Source organism: Pantoea eucrina, assembly GCF_002095385.1.
Classification (GTDB): domain Bacteria; phylum Pseudomonadota; class Gammaproteobacteria; order Enterobacterales; family Enterobacteriaceae; genus Pantoea; species Pantoea eucrina.
Genome location: NZ_MIPP01000007.1, coordinates 1 through 16,082, shown reverse-complemented (window position 1 = coordinate 16,082; position 16,082 = coordinate 1). Strand labels below are relative to the sequence as shown.

Below are 16,082 nucleotides of genomic sequence, written 5' to 3'. Positions count from 1 at the left end.
TATTTGTGGAACAGGTAAAACCGATGGCAGATGAATCACAGCAGGAAACTACTCACTTTGGCTTCCAGACCGTAGCAAAAAGTGAAAAGGCCGATAAAGTCGCGGACGTGTTTCATTCCGTTGCGGCAAAATATGACCTGATGAACGATTTGATGTCGTTCGGCGTCCATCGCGTATGGAAGCGTTTTACCATTGACAGCAGCGGCGTGCGTCGCGGTCAGCGCGTGCTCGACCTGGCAGGCGGCACGGGCGATCTCACGGCGAAATTTTCCCGTCTGGTGGGTGAAACCGGGCAGGTGGTTCTGGCGGATATTAACAGCTCGATGCTGAAAATGGGCCGTGAAAAGCTGCGTAATCTTGGGGTCACCGGCAACGTCAGCTATGTGCAGGCGAATGCGGAAGCTCTGCCGTTCCCGGATAACTATTTTGACTGCATCACCATCTCGTTTGGCCTGCGCAACGTCACGGAAAAAGAGAAAGCGCTGGCTTCAATGTTTCGCGTGCTGAAGCCGGGCGGTCGTCTGCTGGTGCTGGAGTTTTCTAAGCCGGTGCTGGATCCGCTGAGCAAGGCGTATGACGCCTATTCATTCCATATTCTGCCGCGTATCGGGCAGCTGGTGGCGAATGACGCAGAGAGCTATCGCTATCTGGCTGAATCTATTCGTATGCATCCCGATCAGGAGACCCTGAAAGCGATGATGAACGACGCCGGTTTTGAAAACAGCACGTATCACAACATGACTGGCGGCATTGTCGCGCTGCATCGTGGCTTTAAGTTCTGAGTGACCATGACGCTAACCCCTCTTATTACCGGCGCGTTTGAAACCGCGCTGAATCGTGTACTTTATCGCGATCGTAGCCTGAAAGCCGCCCGGCAGCGCCTGGCAGGTAAGGTGCTGCTGCTGCGGCTGCAGGAGCTCGATTTTCCCCTTGTGCTGGTCTTCAGCGAAACGCGACTGGACGTGCTGGGCGACTGGCAGGACAGCAGCGACTGCAGCGTCAGCCTGCGCCTGAGTACGTTGCCTAAACTGCGCGATCGCCAGCAGCTCACCGGCCTGATCCGCAGCGGCGAGCTGAACGTTGAGGGCGATCTGCAGGTGGTACAGCAGTTCTCCGCATTAATGGATCTGGCTGAACTCGATCCGGCAGAGTATCTGGCACCCTGGACCGGTGATATTGCGGCACAGGGTATCAGTCAGGCCGGCAGGCGGGCGCTGGCTTTTGCGCAGCAGCAGGTAACGCGCCGTCAGGACTATCTCAGCCAGGTGGTAACCGAAGAGTGGCGGCTGGCGCCGGGTGCGCTGGAGCTGGCATGGTTTGCAGAAGAGGTTGAAGCGATGGAGCGTTCACTAAACGCCTTTGAGGCGCGTCTGGCACAGCGGGAGGCGAAATGACGCTCGGAGAACTTCGGCGCTTATATTTTATCGTTAAAATTTTTCTGACCTACGGGCTGGATGAACTCATACCGCACATGCGCATCACGCTGCCGCTGCGGCTGTGGCGCCGCTGCGTATTCTGGATCCCCAACCGGCATAAAGAAGCGGAGATGGGCCTGCGCCTGCGTCTGGCAATGGAGCAGCTTGGCCCGGTCTGGATCAAGTTTGGTCAGATGCTCTCAACCCGTCGCGATCTGTTTCCGCCTAAAATTGCCGACGAGCTGGCAATCCTGCAGGACCGCGTCGCGCCGTTTGACGGCGTAAAAGCAAAAGCGCAGATTGAGCGCTCGATTGGCGGTCCGGTTGAGACCTGGTTTGACGATTTCGATATCAAACCGCTCGCCTCTGCCTCTATTGCTCAGGTCCACACCGCGACGCTGAAATCTAACGGCCGCAAAGTGGTCATCAAAGTGATCCGCCCTGATATCCTGCCGGTAATCAAAGCGGATATGAAGCTGATCTACCGGCTGGCACGCTGGGTGCCGCGCCTGTTGCCGGATGGTCGCCGCCTGCGTCCGATGGAAGTGGTCCGCGATTACGAAAAAACGCTGATTGATGAACTCAATCTGCTGCGGGAAGCGGCCAATGCGATTCAGCTGCGCCGTAATTTTGATCAGAGCCGCATGCTCTACGTACCGGAGGTCTACTCCGATTACTGCAGCGAAACCATGCTGGTGATGGAGCGGATTTACGGGATCCCGATCTCCGATGTCGCCACGCTGGAGCAGCACGGCGTCAATATGAAGCTGCTGGCTGAACGCGGCGTGCAGGTTTTCTTTACCCAGGTATTTCGCGACAGCTTCTTTCACGCCGATATGCATCCGGGCAACATTTTTGTCAGTTACGATCGTCCGGAAGATCCGCAATATATCGGTATCGACTGCGGGATTGTGGGATCGCTTAACAAAGAAGATAAGCGCTATCTGGCCGAAAACTTTATTGCCTTTTTTAACCGCGACTACCGCAAGGTAGCGGAACTCCACGTGGATTCCGGCTGGGTGCCGCCCGATACTAACGTTGAAGATTTTGAGTTTGCAATCCGCACCGTCTGCGAACCGATTTTTGAGAAGCCGCTGGCGGAGATCTCATTTGGTCACGTGCTGCTCAACCTGTTCAACACGGCGCGCCGCTTTAATATGGAAGTGCAGCCGCAGCTGGTGCTGCTGCAAAAAACGCTACTCTATATTGAAGGGATTGGACGTCAGCTCTATCCGCAGCTCGATTTATGGAAAACCGCGAAGCCGTTTCTGGAAGAGTGGATCAAAGATCAGATTGGTCTTCCGGCGCTGGTACGTAAGGTTAAAGAGAAAGCGCCTTTCTGGGCAGAGAAACTGCCAGAACTGCCGGAACTGTTTTACGACAGCATGCGCCAGCATAAGTTATTGCAGCACAGCGTTGATAAACTGGTTAATGAACTGAACGCGCAGCGCACCCGGCATCACCAGTCGCGCTACCTGTTTGGCGTGGGGGCCACGCTGCTGTTAAGCGGGACGGCAGTACTCCTGAGCCGGCCTGACTGGGACTTCTTCCCGGCGCTGTTAATGGCGGCGGGCATCGTGACCTGGCTGGTGGGCTGGCGCAAGACAAACTAATTGTTTGCCTGGTGCAAATCGCGTAATGTCGCAGGCCGGAGCCGGTTTCCCGGCCCGCCACATTACAGTTTTTCGTTTTGTTAAGTATTTCAGAGGCATATCTCATGGGCGGTATCAGTATCTGGCAATTGTTAATCATTGCCGTCATCGTTGTACTTCTGTTCGGCACCAATAAACTGCGCAACCTCGGTTCAGATCTTGGCTCATCCATTCGCGGCTTTAAAAAAGCGATGAGTGATGAAGATGAGAAAAAAGATCTGCCTAAAGAGCAGGATGCTGACTTCAATGCCAAAACGCTGGCAGATAAACAGCATGACCCGGTGAATAAAGATCAGCCGCGGGATAAGTAAGGTGTAACTGTGTTCGATATTGGCTTTAGTGAACTGGTTCTGGTGTTCGTGATCGGCCTGATTGTACTCGGGCCGCAACGTCTGCCGGTGGCGGTAAAAACGGTAGTGGGCTGGATCCGGGCAATTCGCTCGCTGGCGGCTAATGTGCAGCACGAGCTGGCGCAGGAGCTAAAGCTGCAGGAGTTGCAGGACAGCCTGAAGAAAGTGGAAGAGGCGGGAAAGGGAACGCTCTCTCCGGAGCTGAAGCAGTCAATGGAAGAGCTGCGTAAAACCGCTGACTCCATGAAGCGCTCTGTTCAGCAGAGTATTGATATCGAAAAAGCGGAGGATGAAGCGAATACGATTCATCAGCCTGCCGTGGTTAAACCTGATGTGCCGCCGGCTGCCGCCGTTACGCCGGCACAGGCGGAGCATCACGCCAGCGCACCGGCGCAGGCACCTGCTGCTGCAGAAACGCTCAGCGATCGGGCTGATGCGGCGCACTCACCCACTCCCCTTTCTGCAAAAGATGAACGATAACCATGGCTGTTGAAGATACCCAGCCGCTCATCAGCCATCTGATCGAGCTGCGTAAGCGTCTGCTGAACTGCATCATTGCCGTGTTTGCGATTTTTCTCTGCCTGATCTATTTCGCTAACGATATCTATCACGCGGTCGCCGCACCGCTGATCAGCCAGATGCCGGCCGGCGCCAGTATGATTGCCACAGATGTTGCCTCGCCATTTTTTACGCCGATCAAGCTGACCCTTATTGTCTCGGTGTTTCTGGCGGTTCCGGTGATCCTCTATCAGGTATGGGCATTTATCGCGCCAGCGCTCTACCGGCATGAACGCCGGCTGGTTATGCCGCTGCTTTTCTCCAGTACGCTGCTGTTCTACGTGGGTGTGGCTTTTGCCTACTTTATTGTCTTTCCGCTGGCGTTTGGCTTTTTTGCCAAGACCGCGCCGCAGGGCGTCACCATTGCGACCGACATTACGAACTATCTCGACTTTGTCATGACGCTGTTTATGGCATTTGGCGTTGCGTTTGAAGTGCCAATAGCCATCGTGCTGCTCTGCTGGACCGGGATCACCACGCCAGACGATTTGCGGAAAAAACGGCCTTATATTCTGGTCGGCGCTTTCGTTGTTGGGATGCTGCTCACACCGCCAGACGTTTTTTCCCAAACTTTGCTCGCTATTCCGATGTACTGCCTGTTTGAAGTCGGCGTATTCTTTTCCCGCTACTACGTGGGTAAAGGGCGTAAAGCGGCAGAGGAAGACTCCTGATCGCGTTTACGCAGGACGCCCCGTTGCGCGCGGGGTGAAAGCATTTTACAAACCGCCCGCCTGCCGGGCGGTTTTTATTTGGGGAAAGAGATGTTTGATATCGGTGTAAACCTGACCAGCACGCAATTCGCAAAAGATCGCGCTCAGGTGGTTAAGCGCGCGCGCGAAGCAGGTGTCACCGGCATGCTGCTTACCGGCACTAACGCGCTGGAGAGCCAGCAGGCACGACAGCTGGCAGCACAGCATCCCGGCTACTGCTGGTCTACGGCCGGCGTCCATCCGCATCACGCCAGTGAGTGGTCCGCAGAAACAGCCAGCACGCTGCGCCGCCTGGCAGAGAGCGAACAGGTGGTTGCCATAGGGGAGTGCGGGCTCGACTTCAACCGCAATCTGGCTGCGCATCAGCAGCAGGAGTATGCATTCGATGCCCAGCTGGCGCTGGCTGCAGAGCTGCAGCTGCCGGTGTTCTTACACTGCCGCGAAGCGCACGATCGCTTTGTTGCGGTGCTGGAGCCGTGGCTGCCGAAGCTGACGGGAGCGGTGGTACACTGCTTTACCGGCACGCGTGCGGAGCTGGAAGCCTGTCTGGCGCTGGGCCTCTCCGTGGGCATTACCGGCTGGGTGTGTGATGAACGCCGCGGAATGGCGCTGCGTGAGATGCTGCCGCTGATCCCGGCGGAGCGTTTACTGCTGGAGACGGACGCGCCTTATTTACTGCCGCGCGATATGCGGCCCCGTCCGGCCTCGCGGCGCAATGAACCCTGTTTTCTGCCTCATCTGGTACAGCAGGTGGCGGGCTGGCGCGGAGAGACGGCGGAGGCGCTGAGTGCGCAGGCCGACGCAAACGCGCGTCAGCTGTTCAGGCTGGCTTAAACCTTACGAAAAAGTTTGTTATCCACACTGCGCATCACCTGCTTATTCAGCAGGTTCAGCAACAGGATCGAACGGGTTTCTCCGTCGGGCTCGGCAAAAATCGCCCGCAGCCCTTCAAACGTGCCGTCGGTGATAAGCACTTCATCGCCCGACTGCGGCGTTTCAGGATCCAGAACAATCTGTGGTGTATCGGTCTGCAGTGCTTCAATCACTTCATAGGGCACCGTGGCGGGCATAGCGCCGAAGCGCACAAAATGGCTGACGCCGCGCGTGCTGCTGATGGTGGTGGTATGAATCGCTTCCGGATCGAATTCGATAAACAGATAGTTAGGGAACAGCGGCTCACTGACAGTGGTGCGTTTACCGCGCACCAGCTTCTCCATCGCGATCGTTGGACTGAGGCATGTTACTGCCTGACGCTCAAGATGTTCCTTAGCGCGCAGCAGCTGTCCGCGTTTGCAATAGAGTAAGTACCAGGATTCCATAATTGCCCCCAAATAATGGATGCCAAGAATAACAAACCTGCAGTCAGAGTTATAGCGCATCGGCTGGCGTATACCGTGCCGGCCAGAGAAATTCTCTGCGAATTTTCTGATTAGTGCGTTATCTGTGCGCTTTGCGGCAAGAGAATTGACGACCAGGGCGCATCTGTATCAGACTGCCAGACCATTACGGATCTGCACGATTTCCCGATTCACTCTGGCCGGAAAACTGAAGCCACATGAAATACCAGGACTTACGAGATTTTCTTTCGCTGCTGGAACAGCGTGGCGAGCTCAAGCGCATCACTCAGGAGATTGATCCTGAACTGGAGATGACCGAAATCGCCGACCGCACGCTGCGTGCCGGCGGCCCGGCGCTGCTGTTTGAAAACCCCAAAGGGTATGACATGCCGGTGCTGTGTAACCTGTTTGGCACGCCAAAGCGCGTGGCCATGGGTATGGGGCAGGAGGAGGTCAGCGCGCTGCGCGACGTCGGTAAACTGCTGGCATTTCTGAAGGAGCCGGAGCCGCCCAAAGGCTTCCGCGATCTCTTTGACAAAATGCCGCAGTTTAAGCAGGTGCTGAATATGCCAACAAAGCGTCTGCGCAATGCTCCCTGTCAGGAAGAGATCTTCAGCGGCGATGAGGTTGATTTGTCGCGTATTCCGGTGATGAAGTGCTGGCCTGGCGATGCGGCACCGCTGATTACCTGGGGGCTGACCGTTTCGCGCGGACCGCATAAAGAGCGGCAGAACCTGGGGATCTACCGCCAGCAGGTTATCGGCAAAAACCGGCTGATTATGCGCTGGCTGTCGCACCGCGGCGGCGCGCTCGATTTTCAGGAGTGGTGCAAAGCCCACCCCGGCGAACGCTTTCCGGTCGCGGTGGCGCTGGGTGCCGATCCCGCCACCATACTGGGCGCGGTCACGCCGGTGCCGGATACGCTCTCGGAGTACGCCTTCGCCGGCCTGCTGCGCGGCAATAAAACCGAAGTGGTAAAATGCGTCTCCTGCGATCTGGAAGTGCCCGCCAGCGCGGAAATTGTGCTGGAAGGCTACATTGAACCGGGCGACATGGCGCCGGAAGGTCCCTATGGCGACCATACCGGTTACTATAATGAAGTAGACAGCTTTCCGGTCTTTACCGTTACGCACGTTACGCAGCGGCGTAAACCGATCTATCATTCCACCTATACCGGTCGTCCACCCGATGAGCCTGCGGTACTGGGGGTGGCACTGAATGAAGTGCTGGTGCCAATCTTAATCAAACAGTTTCCGGAAATTGTCGATTTTTATCTGCCGCCTGAAGGCTGCTCCTACCGCCTGGCGGTAGTGACGATTAAAAAACAGTACGCAGGACATGCCAAGCGGGTGATGTTTGGCGTCTGGTCATTTCTGCGTCAGTTTATGTACACCAAATTTGTTATTGTGTGTGACGACGACGTAAACGCGCGCGACTGGAATGATGTGATTTGGGCGATTACCACCCGCATGGACCCGGCGCGCGATACCGTACTGGTAGAGAATACGCCGATCGATTACCTCGACTTTGCTTCACCGGTTTCGGGGCTGGGCTCCAAAATGGGGCTGGATGCTACTAATAAATGGCCGGGTGAAACGCAGCGCGAGTGGGGCACGCCGATCGTCAAAGATCCGGCGGTCACCGCGCGTATTGACGCAATCTGGGATGAGTTAGCAATCTTTGCCGAACCGCCGCAGCGCTGACGGCAGCAGAGAACCATAAGAAAGGGCAATTATGACGACGTTAAGCTGCAAAGTGACTTCGGTTGAGGCGATTACCGACACCGTATATCGCGTGCGCCTGATCCCGGAAGCGGAATTTAGCTTTCGCGCCGGTCAGTATCTGATGGTGGTAATGGATGAGCGCGACAAGCGTCCTTTCTCCATTGCCTCAACGCCAATGGAGAAAGAGATTATTGAGCTGCACATTGGCGCATCCGATCTCAATCTTTACGCTATGGCCGTGATGGATCGCATCAGAAGCGACCGCCAGGTAACGATTGATATGCCGCATGGTGATGCGTGGCTGCGGGAAGAGAGCGAGCGCCCGGTGATTCTGATCGCCGGCGGCACCGGCTTTTCCTACGCGCGTTCACTGCTGCTGACCGCGCTGGCGCAGCAGCCCGATCGTGATATCGCCATTTACTGGGGCGGACGTGAACTGCAGCACCTCTACGATATGGATGAGCTGGAAGCGCTGGCGGTAAAACACCCGAATCTCAGGGTGATTCCAGTGGTTGAGCAGCCTGCAGATGGCTGGCAGGGGCGCAGCGGGACGGTACTGACCGCCGTTATGCAGGATCATGCCGATCTGAGCGGCCATGACATCTATATCGCCGGACGCTTTGAGATGGCAAAAATTGCCCGTGAGCGTTTCTGCAGCGAGCGCGGCGCGCTGGAAGCGCAGATGTATGGCGATGCCTTTGCGTTTATCTGAGGCGCAGCCGTAAAAAAGCCCGCCCGGAAGGGCGGGAACACGTGCGATTCACAGGTCTCTGTTTTAGATACGTTCAAATACGGTGGCGATGCCCTGACCCAGGCCGATACACATGGTTGCCAGGCCAAACTGCACGTCATGCTGTGTCATCTGGTTGAGCAGGGTGGTGCTGATGCGCGCGCCGGAACAGCCCAGCGGATGCCCCAGTGCAATGGCACCCCCGTTCAGGTTGACTTTCTCATCCATCTGCGCCATAAGCCCTAAATCTTTGATGCAGGGCAGGGTTTGCGCAGCAAAAGCCTCATTGAGTTCAAACAGTCCGATATCCGCTACGCTGAGTCCGGCGCGCTTCAGCGCCATTTTGCTGGCGGGAACCGGGCCGTATCCCATAATTGAAGGATCGCAGCCGGTTACCGCCATACTGCGGATACGCGCACGCGGGGTGATGCCCAGTTCACGGGCGCGGCTTTCACTCATGATCAGCATGGCGGCAGCGCCGTCAGAAAGCGCGGATGAACTGCCGGCGGTCACCGTGCCGCTCACCGGATCAAACGCCGGCCGCAGCGCGGCCAGACCCTCCAGGCTGGTCTCCGGACGGATGACCTCATCACTCTCATAGCGCTTCAGCACGCCATCGGCGTCGTGCCCCCAGGTGGGAATAATTTCGCGGGCAAAATCGCCGCGCTGCGTCGCCGCCCATGCACGCTGATGCGAACGGAAAGCAAACGCATCCTGCTGTTCGCGGCTGATATGGTGCATGCGCGCCAGCATTTCCGCTGTCAGGCCCATCATGCCGGCGGCTTTTGCCACTGTCCGGCTCAGGCCGGGATGGAAATCAACGCCGTGGCTCATCGGGACATGGCCCATATGCTCAACGCCGCCAATCAGGCAGGTCTGCGCATCGCCGGTCATAATGGCCCGGGCAGCATCATGCAGCGCCTGCATAGATGAACCGCAGAGGCGATTCACCGTGCTGGCGGGCACGCGGTGCGGAATTTCCGCCAGCAGCGCCGCGTTGCGCGCAATATTAAATCCCTGCTCCAGCGTCTGCTGCACGCAGCCCCAGATGATATCATCCAGCGAGGCGGGGTCGATCGCCGGGTTGCGGCTCAGCAGCTCCCGCATCAGATGTGCTGAGAGATCTTCCGCCCGCACCTGACGAAAGGCGCCGCCTTTAGAGCGGCCCATGGGCGTGCGTGCGGCATCAATAATGACGACATTTTCCATCTCTGTTCCTCAGGCGCGCTGCAGCGACGCTTCATCAATAGGTTGAACGGCGGGGTACCAGCTCTGATGCGCGTGCGCACGCTGCACCAGCGCCTCCGGCAGCGTATAAAGCGTGCCGAGATGTGCGTAGCGTCTGGCCTGGTCGACCACATTGCTGTTACCGAGCGTATCAAGATAGCGGAAAGCGCCGCCGCGGAATGGCGGGAAGCCGAGGCCATAGACCAGCGCCATATCCGCTTCTGCCGGTGAGGCGATAATCTTCTCTTCCAGACAGCGCACCACTTCATGCAGCATCGGCAGCATCATACGATTAATAATCTCTTCATCGCTGAACGCACGCGCAGGTTCGCTGACGCTGCTCAGCAGCTTACCGGTGTCAGGGTCCTGTATTTTCTGCGCTTTACCTTTTTTATCCTGTTCCCAGCGGTAAAAGCCGAGGCCGTTTTTCTGCCCAAACCGGCCCGCATCAAACAGGACATCGATGGCATCCCGATAGTTTTTCTGCATGCGCGCCGGAAAGCCCTGCGCCATGACCTGCTGCGCATGATGGGCGGTATCGATACCGACCACATCCAGCAGCCACGCTGGCCCCATTGGCCAGCCAAACTGCTGCTCCATGACTTTATCAATCTGGCGATAATCAGCGCCGTCGCGCAGCAGCAGGCTGAAAGCCGCAAAATAGGGAAACAGTACCCGGTTAACAAAGAAACCGGGACAATCGTTAACCACGACCGCTGTTTTTCCCATTTTGCTGGCCCACGCCACCACCTTACTGATGGTCGCTTCTGAGGTCTGTTCGCCGCGGATCACTTCCACCAGCGGCATGCGCGGTACCGGATTGAAAAAGTGCATACCGCAGAAATTTTGCGGACGCTGCAGCGCTTTCGCCAGTTCGCTAATCGGGATGGTTGAGGTGTTGGAGGCGAGAATGGCATCGTCCCGCAGCTGCTGTTCGGTCTCAGCGAGCACTTTCGCTTTGACCGCCGGATTCTCCACTACCGCTTCTACCACCACATCAGCGCGGCGGAAACCGCTATACTCCAGCACCGGCTGGATAGTTGTCAGCACGGCAGCAAGTTTCGCACCATCAATTTTGCCGCGCGCCAGCTGCTTATTCAGCAGCTTGCTGGCTTCATTCATACCCAGCGTCAGCGCTTTTTCACTGATATCTTTCAGGATAACGGGTACGCCTTTCCACGCTGACTGCCAGGCAATCCCGCCCCCCATGATGCCGGCACCCAGCACGGCGGCCTGCTGCGGCAGCTCTGCGCGGGCGCTATGTTTTTTCGCCAGGCTTTTGACATATTGATCGTTAAGGAAAATGCCGACCAGCGCGCGGGCAACATCGCTCTGTGCCAGCGGCACAAACGCAGCCGTTTCAAGCTTAAGCGCATCATCGCGCGTCAGCCCGGCGGCAGCTTCAATTGTTTTCACCGCTGTCAGCGGGGCAGGGTAGTGTTTACCTGCCGTCTGCAGCACCATGCTTTTCGCCAGCGTAAAGCTCATCGCGGCTTCAACCGGACTCAGCTTCAGCGGCGCCAGCTTCGGCGCCCGGCGTGCCTGCCAGCTCTGCTGGGTAATGGCGTCGTGTAGCATAGTGAGCGCGGCGCTGCGCAGTTTGTCGCGGCTGACCACGGCATCGACCAGACCCAGCTTCAGCGCGCTTAATCCATCCACATCTTTGCCGGCGGCAATGATCTCCAGCGCGCTGTCGGCTCCCAGCAGGCGCGGCAAACGCACGCTACCGCCAAAGCCTGGCATGATGCCGAGTCGGGTTTCCGGCAGGCCAATACGCGTCTCCGGCGTCGCGACGCGCAGATCGGTTGCCAGCACACACTCGCAGCCACCCCCCAGCGCATAGCCATCAATGGCGACAATGGTCGGTACCGGCAGATCTTCCAGCCGGTTAAAAATGCTGTTAGCAAAGGTCAGCCACGCGCTCAGTTTCTCTTCAGGGGCATCAAACAGCGAAAGAAACTCGGTGATATCCGCGCCGACGATAAAAGCGGGTTTGGCGGAGCTTAACAGCAGACCGCGCAGACCGGGCTGCTGCTGCAGTACATTCAGCGCCTCTCCCAGGCTGGCGACGGTTTTAATATCAAGTTTATTGACCGAGCCGGGAGCATCGAAAACCAGCTCGGCAACGCCGTCTTCGAGCCAGTGTAATGAAAGGGTATCGCCTTGGTAGAGCATATCCGTCTCCTGAAACCGCGAAAAGTGATCTGGTCATACCAGATGAACAGGAGTGTGAGCGGCCTGCCCCTCTTTTGCAAACGGCAGTGTGCTTATTTGATACCGCGATCACAGGCTGGCTGGCGCGCCAATAGCGGCGCGGCTATGCTACACTGCGGCCACTTTCGCGACATCGGAGACTCGTTCATGGATTCACTGAAAACACTGTATCAGGCGCATATCAAAACGCTGCAGCAGCGGGCGCAACAGATTCTGGCGCGCGGCAAACTCGATGCGCTGCTGATCCACTCCGGCGAGCTACAGACCGTTTTTCTGGATGATCACACCTATCCGTTTAAAGTGAATCCGCAGTTCAAAGCCTGGGTGCCGGTCACGCAGGTGCCGAACTGCTGGCTGTGGGTCGACGGCAGCAATAAACCTAAACTGTGGTTCTATTCACCCGTCGACTACTGGCATAACGTCGAGCCGCTGCCGGAGAGCTTCTGGACCGGAGATGTTGATGTCATCGGGCTGAAAAATGCAGATGAGATTGCACAGCTGCTGCCAGCATCGCGTGAAAACGTCGCCTACATTGGCCCGGTACCGGAACGTGCTGCGCAGCTGGGCTTCAGCAGCGCGCAGATCAACCCGCAGGCGGTCATCGATTTCCTGCATTATCATCGCAGTATCAAAACGGATTATGAGCTCGCCTGCCTGCGTCAGGCGCAGAAGCTGGCGGTTGCTGGCCATCGCGCGGCTAAAGAGGCGTTTTTCTCCGGCATGAGCGAGTTCGATATTAACCTCGCCTATCTTACCGCTACCGGGCACCGGGATACGGATGTGCCGTATGGCAATATTGTGGCGCTGAACGAACATGCAGCCGTGCTGCACTACACCCGGCTCGATCACCAGCCGCCAGCCAAACGTCACAGCTTCCTGATTGACGCCGGCGCTGAGTATGCAGGATATGCAGCAGATTTAACCCGCAGCTATGCGGCGCAAAGTAAAACGCGCTATGCCGAGCTGGTGGAGGCAATGAATAAAGAGGAGCTGGCGCTGATCGCTACGCTGAAAGCGGGCGTGCGCTATACCGATTATCATCTGCAGATGCATCAGCGCATTGCGCGTTTGTTGCTGAAATTTGGTCTGGTAAAAGGCCTGACGGAAGAGGCGCTGGTGGCAGAGAATCTCACCGGACCTTTCATGCCGCACGGCCTGGGTCATCCCCTCGGGCTGCAGGTACATGATGTGGCCGGTTTTATGCAGGACGATCGCGGCACGCATCTGGCTGCGCCGGCGCAATACCCTTATCTGCGCTGCACCCGGGTGCTGGAGCCCGGCATGGTACTGACCATTGAGCCGGGCTTCTATATTATCGATTCGCTGCTGGCGCCGCTACGCGGGGGTAAGTACACCCAGCACTTTGACTGGCAGGCGATTGATGCGCTGAAGCCGTATGGCGGAATTCGCATTGAAGATAATGTGGTGATCCACCCTAATCGCATTGAGAACATGACGCGCGACCTGCACCTGGCCTGATGGACGCTTATGATATTCCGGCTGAGGCGATAAGCAGCAGCGAAGAGACGATCAAAAAAGCCGCTTTATCACTCTGCTGGCGCATACGCCGGGTGCTGAAGCGGCGCGGGCGTTTGTGCAGCGGGTCAAAAGCGAGCATCCCGCTGCGCGGCATCACTGCTGGGCCTGGGTTGCCGGTGCTCCGGACGATTCACAGCAGCTGGGCTTCTCCGACGATGGCGAACCCTCCGGCACGGCAGGTAAGCCGATGCTGGCGCAGCTGATGGGGAGCGGCCTTGGTGAGATCACTGCCGTAGTCGTACGCTATTATGGCGGCATCATGCTGGGGACCGGCGGGCTGGTCAAAGCTTACGGCGGCGGGGTGCAGCAGGGACTGAAACAGCTGCCGCGTCAGCGCAAAGTGCCGATGCAATCTTTTATGCTGCGCTGTGATTATGCACAGATGAGCGATATAGAACGCCTGCTGCAGCGTTTTGACGGCATTACTGAAGAGAGCCGCTATGAAGATTGCATCACGCTGCGCATTGCGCTGCCTCATGCGCAGATAGCGGCCTTTAAGCAAAACCTCTCTGACTACAGCCGGGGTGCGCTAGCGCTGCTCCCGCTGGATAACTGAACAAAGGACACGGCTGAATGCACTTCCGCGCCATTACCCGCATTGTGGGTCTGCTGGTTATTTTATTCTCGGTAACTATGATTGTACCGGGTTTAGTGGCGCTGATTTATCGCGACGGTGCCGGCCGCGCCTTCAGTCAGACGTTCCTGATGGCGATTGTCATTGGTTCGCTGCTCTGGTGGCCCAACCGTAAACAGAAGACCGAACTTAAACCGCGCGAAGGCTTTCTGATTGTGGTGCTGTTCTGGACGGTACTGGGCAGCGTCGGTGCAATGCCGTTTATCTTTGCCGAGCAGCCTCACCTCTCCGCGACCGATGCCTTTTTCGAATCCTTTTCCGGCCTGACGACGACGGGTGCAACGACGCTGGTGGGGCTCGACTCCCTGCCGAAAGCGATTCTGTTTTACCGGCAGATGCTGCAGTGGCTGGGCGGTATGGGGATTATCGTGCTGGCCGTTGCCATACTGCCGATTCTGGGCGTTGGTGGCATGCAGCTCTATCGCGCCGAAATGCCCGGGCCGCTGAAGGACAATAAGATGCGGCCGCGTATTGCAGAGACAGCAAAAACGCTGTGGCTGATTTATGTTGTGCTGACCATCGCCTGCGCGCTGGCCCTGTGGCTGGCCGGCATGCCGATGTTTGACGCTATCGGGCACAGCTTTTCTACCATCGCTATTGGCGGTTTCTCCACGCACGATGCCAGCATCGGCTATTTTAACAGCCCGACGATCAACACGATTGTTGCGGTGTTTCTGCTGATTTCCGGCTGTAACTACGGCCTGCACTTTTCACTGCTGAGCGGGCGTAACCTGAAGGTTTACTGGCGCGATCCTGAATTCCGGATGTTTATTGGCGTGCAGTTTACGCTGGTGGTGATCTGCACGCTGGTGCTCTGGCTGCATAATGTTTATGACAGCGGCTGGCAAACGCTGAATCAGGCTTTTTTCCAGGTAGTGTCATGGGCAACAACGGCGGGCTTCACCACAGATAGCATTGCACGCTGGCCGCTGTTCCTGCCGGTGCTGCTGCTCTGCTCAGCATTTATCGGTGGTATGGCTGGCTCAACCGGGGGCGGCCTGAAGGTTATTCGTATTCTGCTATTGTTCAAGCAGGGTTCACGTGAGCTAAAACGTCTGGTGCACCCTAATGCGGTTTACACCATTAAGCTTGGCAACCGGGCGCTGCCGGAGCGTATTCTGGAAGCGGTATGGGGTTTCTTCTCCGCCTATGCGCTGGTGTTTCTGCTCAGCATGCTGGCCATTATCGCGACCGGCGTTGATGACTTCTCCGCGTTTGCTGCTGTTGCGGCAACGCTGAACAACCTTGGGCCGGGACTGGGTGTAGTCGCAGACAACTTCACAACCATGAATGATGTGGCGAAATGGATATTGATCCTGACGATGCTGTTCGGGCGTCTTGAGGTCTTTACGCTGCTGGTGCTGTTCACGCCGACTTTCTGGCGTGAATAAGAGAAACAGGAACCTGTAATGAAAGCATTAATACTTTATTCCACCCGCGACGGACAAACCCGCGAAATTGCAGCGCGTATTGCTCAGACTCTGGTACCGCAGCAGTTATGTGATGTGCAGGATCTTGCAGAGACGAGACAGATTGACTGGTCGCAGTACGATCGCGTACTGATAGGCGCCTCGATTCGCTATGGTCATTTTGATACGGCGCTGATGACGTTTGTCACGCAGCACCGGCAGTCGCTGCAGCAGCGGGTAAGCGGATTTTTTAGCGTGAATCTGACGGCGCGCAAAGCTGACAAGCGTTCCCCGCAAACCAATGCCTATACCCGCAAATTTCTTGAGCAGTCACCGTGGCAGCCCGACTGCTGCGCTGTGTTTGCCGGCGCGTTACGTTATCCGCGCTATCGCTGGTTTGATCGGGTAATGATTCAGTTAATTATGCGCATGACCGGTGGTGAAACCGATACCTCTAAAGAAGTCGAGTACACCGACTGGTCTGCAGTGAGCAGATTTGCGTATGAATTTGCGCAGTTACCAGGCAAATCGTTGTGAAATAGAGCGTTGTGGCGAAAAATAGCGCGAACGATTCTTTTTTTGT

The 16,082-nt window shown here is 56.9% G+C and carries 15 protein-coding genes and 1 pseudogene; 13 read left to right on the top strand and 3 right to left on the bottom strand.

Annotated elements, in window-relative coordinates; all coding sequences use genetic code 11:
- Positions 1-23: 23 nt before the first annotated feature.
- From ubiE to tatD, 7 genes are all read left to right on the top strand, one after another.
- Entirely contained in the window at positions 24-782 is a 759-nt protein-coding gene (ubiE, locus tag HA43_RS05330; RefSeq protein WP_039381797.1) for a bifunctional demethylmenaquinone methyltransferase/2-methoxy-6-polyprenyl-1,4-benzoquinol methylase UbiE, read from the top strand.
- Between the two features lie 6 nt (positions 783-788).
- Positions 789-1,394 (top strand): ubiquinone biosynthesis protein UbiJ, encoded by a 606-nt coding sequence (ubiJ, locus tag HA43_RS05325; protein ID WP_094111149.1) that lies wholly within the window; start codon positions 789-791, stop codon positions 1,392-1,394.
- The gene (ubiB, locus tag HA43_RS05320; RefSeq protein WP_039381801.1) at positions 1,391-3,028 is read left to right on the top strand and encodes a ubiquinone biosynthesis regulatory protein kinase UbiB; all 1,638 of its coding nucleotides are present in this window, start codon (positions 1,391-1,393) and stop codon (positions 3,026-3,028) included. Before ubiJ ends, ubiB begins: the two co-directional genes overlap by 4 nt.
- A gap of 104 nt (positions 3,029-3,132) precedes the next feature.
- Entirely contained in the window at positions 3,133-3,378 is a 246-nt protein-coding gene (gene tatA / locus HA43_RS05315) for a twin-arginine translocase TatA/TatE family subunit (RefSeq protein WP_039381803.1), read from the top strand.
- A 9-nt stretch (positions 3,379-3,387) separates the two neighbouring features.
- A complete protein-coding gene (gene tatB / locus HA43_RS05310; protein ID WP_094111148.1) occupies positions 3,388-3,897 on the top strand; it encodes a Sec-independent protein translocase protein TatB in 510 nt (169 codons plus the stop codon).
- 2 nt (positions 3,898-3,899) lie between these two features.
- Positions 3,900-4,646: a Sec-independent protein translocase subunit TatC gene (gene tatC / locus HA43_RS05305; RefSeq protein WP_039381808.1), complete on the top strand. Its 747-nt coding sequence runs from the start codon at positions 3,900-3,902 to the stop codon at positions 4,644-4,646.
- Between the two features lie 90 nt (positions 4,647-4,736).
- On the top strand, positions 4,737-5,519 hold the full coding sequence (gene tatD, locus HA43_RS05300; protein ID WP_039381811.1) for a 3'-5' ssDNA/RNA exonuclease TatD: 783 nt from the start codon (positions 4,737-4,739) through the stop codon (positions 5,517-5,519).
- Here tatD and rfaH read toward each other — a convergent pair.
- Positions 5,516-6,004 carry a transcription/translation regulatory transformer protein RfaH gene (rfaH, locus tag HA43_RS05295; RefSeq protein ID WP_039381813.1) on the bottom strand — a complete coding sequence of 163 codons (489 nt, stop codon included), beginning with the start codon at positions 6,002-6,004 and terminating at the stop codon, positions 5,516-5,518. The genes tatD and rfaH overlap by 4 nt on opposite strands.
- Positions 6,005-6,240: 236 nt before the next feature.
- Between rfaH and ubiD the strand changes: the two genes are divergently transcribed.
- Positions 6,241-7,725 (top strand): 4-hydroxy-3-polyprenylbenzoate decarboxylase, encoded by a 1,485-nt coding sequence (gene ubiD / locus HA43_RS05290; RefSeq protein ID WP_039381814.1) that lies wholly within the window; start codon positions 6,241-6,243, stop codon positions 7,723-7,725.
- A gap of 31 nt (positions 7,726-7,756) precedes the next feature.
- Positions 7,757-8,458, top strand: coding sequence for an NAD(P)H-flavin reductase (gene fre, locus HA43_RS05285; RefSeq protein WP_094111147.1), 702 nt, complete (start codon positions 7,757-7,759; stop codon positions 8,456-8,458).
- 63 nt (positions 8,459-8,521) lie between these two features.
- Here fre and fadA read toward each other — a convergent pair whose 3' ends face one another.
- The gene (gene fadA, locus HA43_RS05280; protein WP_094111146.1) at positions 8,522-9,685 is read right to left on the bottom strand and encodes an acetyl-CoA C-acyltransferase FadA; all 1,164 of its coding nucleotides are present in this window, start codon (positions 9,683-9,685) and stop codon (positions 8,522-8,524) included.
- A gap of 9 nt (positions 9,686-9,694) precedes the next feature.
- Positions 9,695-11,878, bottom strand: a complete 2,184-nt coding sequence (gene fadB, locus HA43_RS05275) for a fatty acid oxidation complex subunit alpha FadB (RefSeq protein ID WP_094111145.1) — start codon at positions 11,876-11,878, stop codon at positions 9,695-9,697.
- A 186-nt stretch (positions 11,879-12,064) separates the two neighbouring features.
- Between fadB and pepQ the strand changes: the two genes are divergently transcribed.
- The 4 genes and pseudogenes from pepQ (at position 12,065) to hemG (ending at position 16,036) form a co-directional block, all read left to right on the top strand.
- Positions 12,065-13,396: a Xaa-Pro dipeptidase gene (pepQ, locus tag HA43_RS05270; RefSeq protein ID WP_071668198.1), complete on the top strand. Its 1,332-nt coding sequence runs from the start codon at positions 12,065-12,067 to the stop codon at positions 13,394-13,396.
- Positions 13,396-14,012, top strand: a pseudogene (locus HA43_RS05265) (IMPACT family protein). The gene pepQ and the pseudogene HA43_RS05265 overlap by 1 nt, the downstream one beginning before the upstream one ends.
- A gap of 17 nt (positions 14,013-14,029) precedes the next feature.
- Positions 14,030-15,481, top strand: a complete 1,452-nt coding sequence (trkH, locus tag HA43_RS05260) for a Trk system potassium transporter TrkH (RefSeq protein WP_065647777.1) — start codon at positions 14,030-14,032, stop codon at positions 15,479-15,481.
- An 18-nt stretch (positions 15,482-15,499) separates the two neighbouring features.
- Positions 15,500-16,036, top strand: a complete 537-nt coding sequence (hemG, locus tag HA43_RS05255; protein WP_039381821.1) for a menaquinone-dependent protoporphyrinogen IX dehydrogenase — start codon at positions 15,500-15,502, stop codon at positions 16,034-16,036.
- The last annotated feature ends 46 nt before the right edge of the window (positions 16,037-16,082 follow it).

Coding starts and splice junctions, on each gene's coding strand:
- ubiE (WP_039381797.1), top strand. CDS start 24: ATGGCAGATGAATCACAGCAGGAAACTACTCACTTTGGCTTCCAGACC.
- ubiJ (WP_094111149.1), top strand. CDS start 789: ATGACGCTAACCCCTCTTATTACCGGCGCGTTTGAAACCGCGCTGAAT.
- ubiB (WP_039381801.1), top strand. CDS start 1,391: ATGACGCTCGGAGAACTTCGGCGCTTATATTTTATCGTTAAAATTTTT.
- tatA (WP_039381803.1), top strand. CDS start 3,133: ATGGGCGGTATCAGTATCTGGCAATTGTTAATCATTGCCGTCATCGTT.
- tatC (WP_039381808.1), top strand. CDS start 3,900: ATGGCTGTTGAAGATACCCAGCCGCTCATCAGCCATCTGATCGAGCTG.
- tatD (WP_039381811.1), top strand. CDS start 4,737: ATGTTTGATATCGGTGTAAACCTGACCAGCACGCAATTCGCAAAAGAT.
- rfaH (WP_039381813.1), bottom strand. CDS start 6,004: ATGGAATCCTGGTACTTACTCTATTGCAAACGCGGACAGCTGCTGCGC.
- ubiD (WP_039381814.1), top strand. CDS start 6,241: ATGAAATACCAGGACTTACGAGATTTTCTTTCGCTGCTGGAACAGCGT.
- fre (WP_094111147.1), top strand. CDS start 7,757: ATGACGACGTTAAGCTGCAAAGTGACTTCGGTTGAGGCGATTACCGAC.
- fadA (WP_094111146.1), bottom strand. CDS start 9,685: ATGGAAAATGTCGTCATTATTGATGCCGCACGCACGCCCATGGGCCGC.
- fadB (WP_094111145.1), bottom strand. CDS start 11,878: ATGCTCTACCAAGGCGATACCCTTTCATTACACTGGCTCGAAGACGGC.
- pepQ (WP_071668198.1), top strand. CDS start 12,065: ATGGATTCACTGAAAACACTGTATCAGGCGCATATCAAAACGCTGCAG.
- trkH (WP_065647777.1), top strand. CDS start 14,030: ATGCACTTCCGCGCCATTACCCGCATTGTGGGTCTGCTGGTTATTTTA.
- hemG (WP_039381821.1), top strand. CDS start 15,500: ATGAAAGCATTAATACTTTATTCCACCCGCGACGGACAAACCCGCGAA.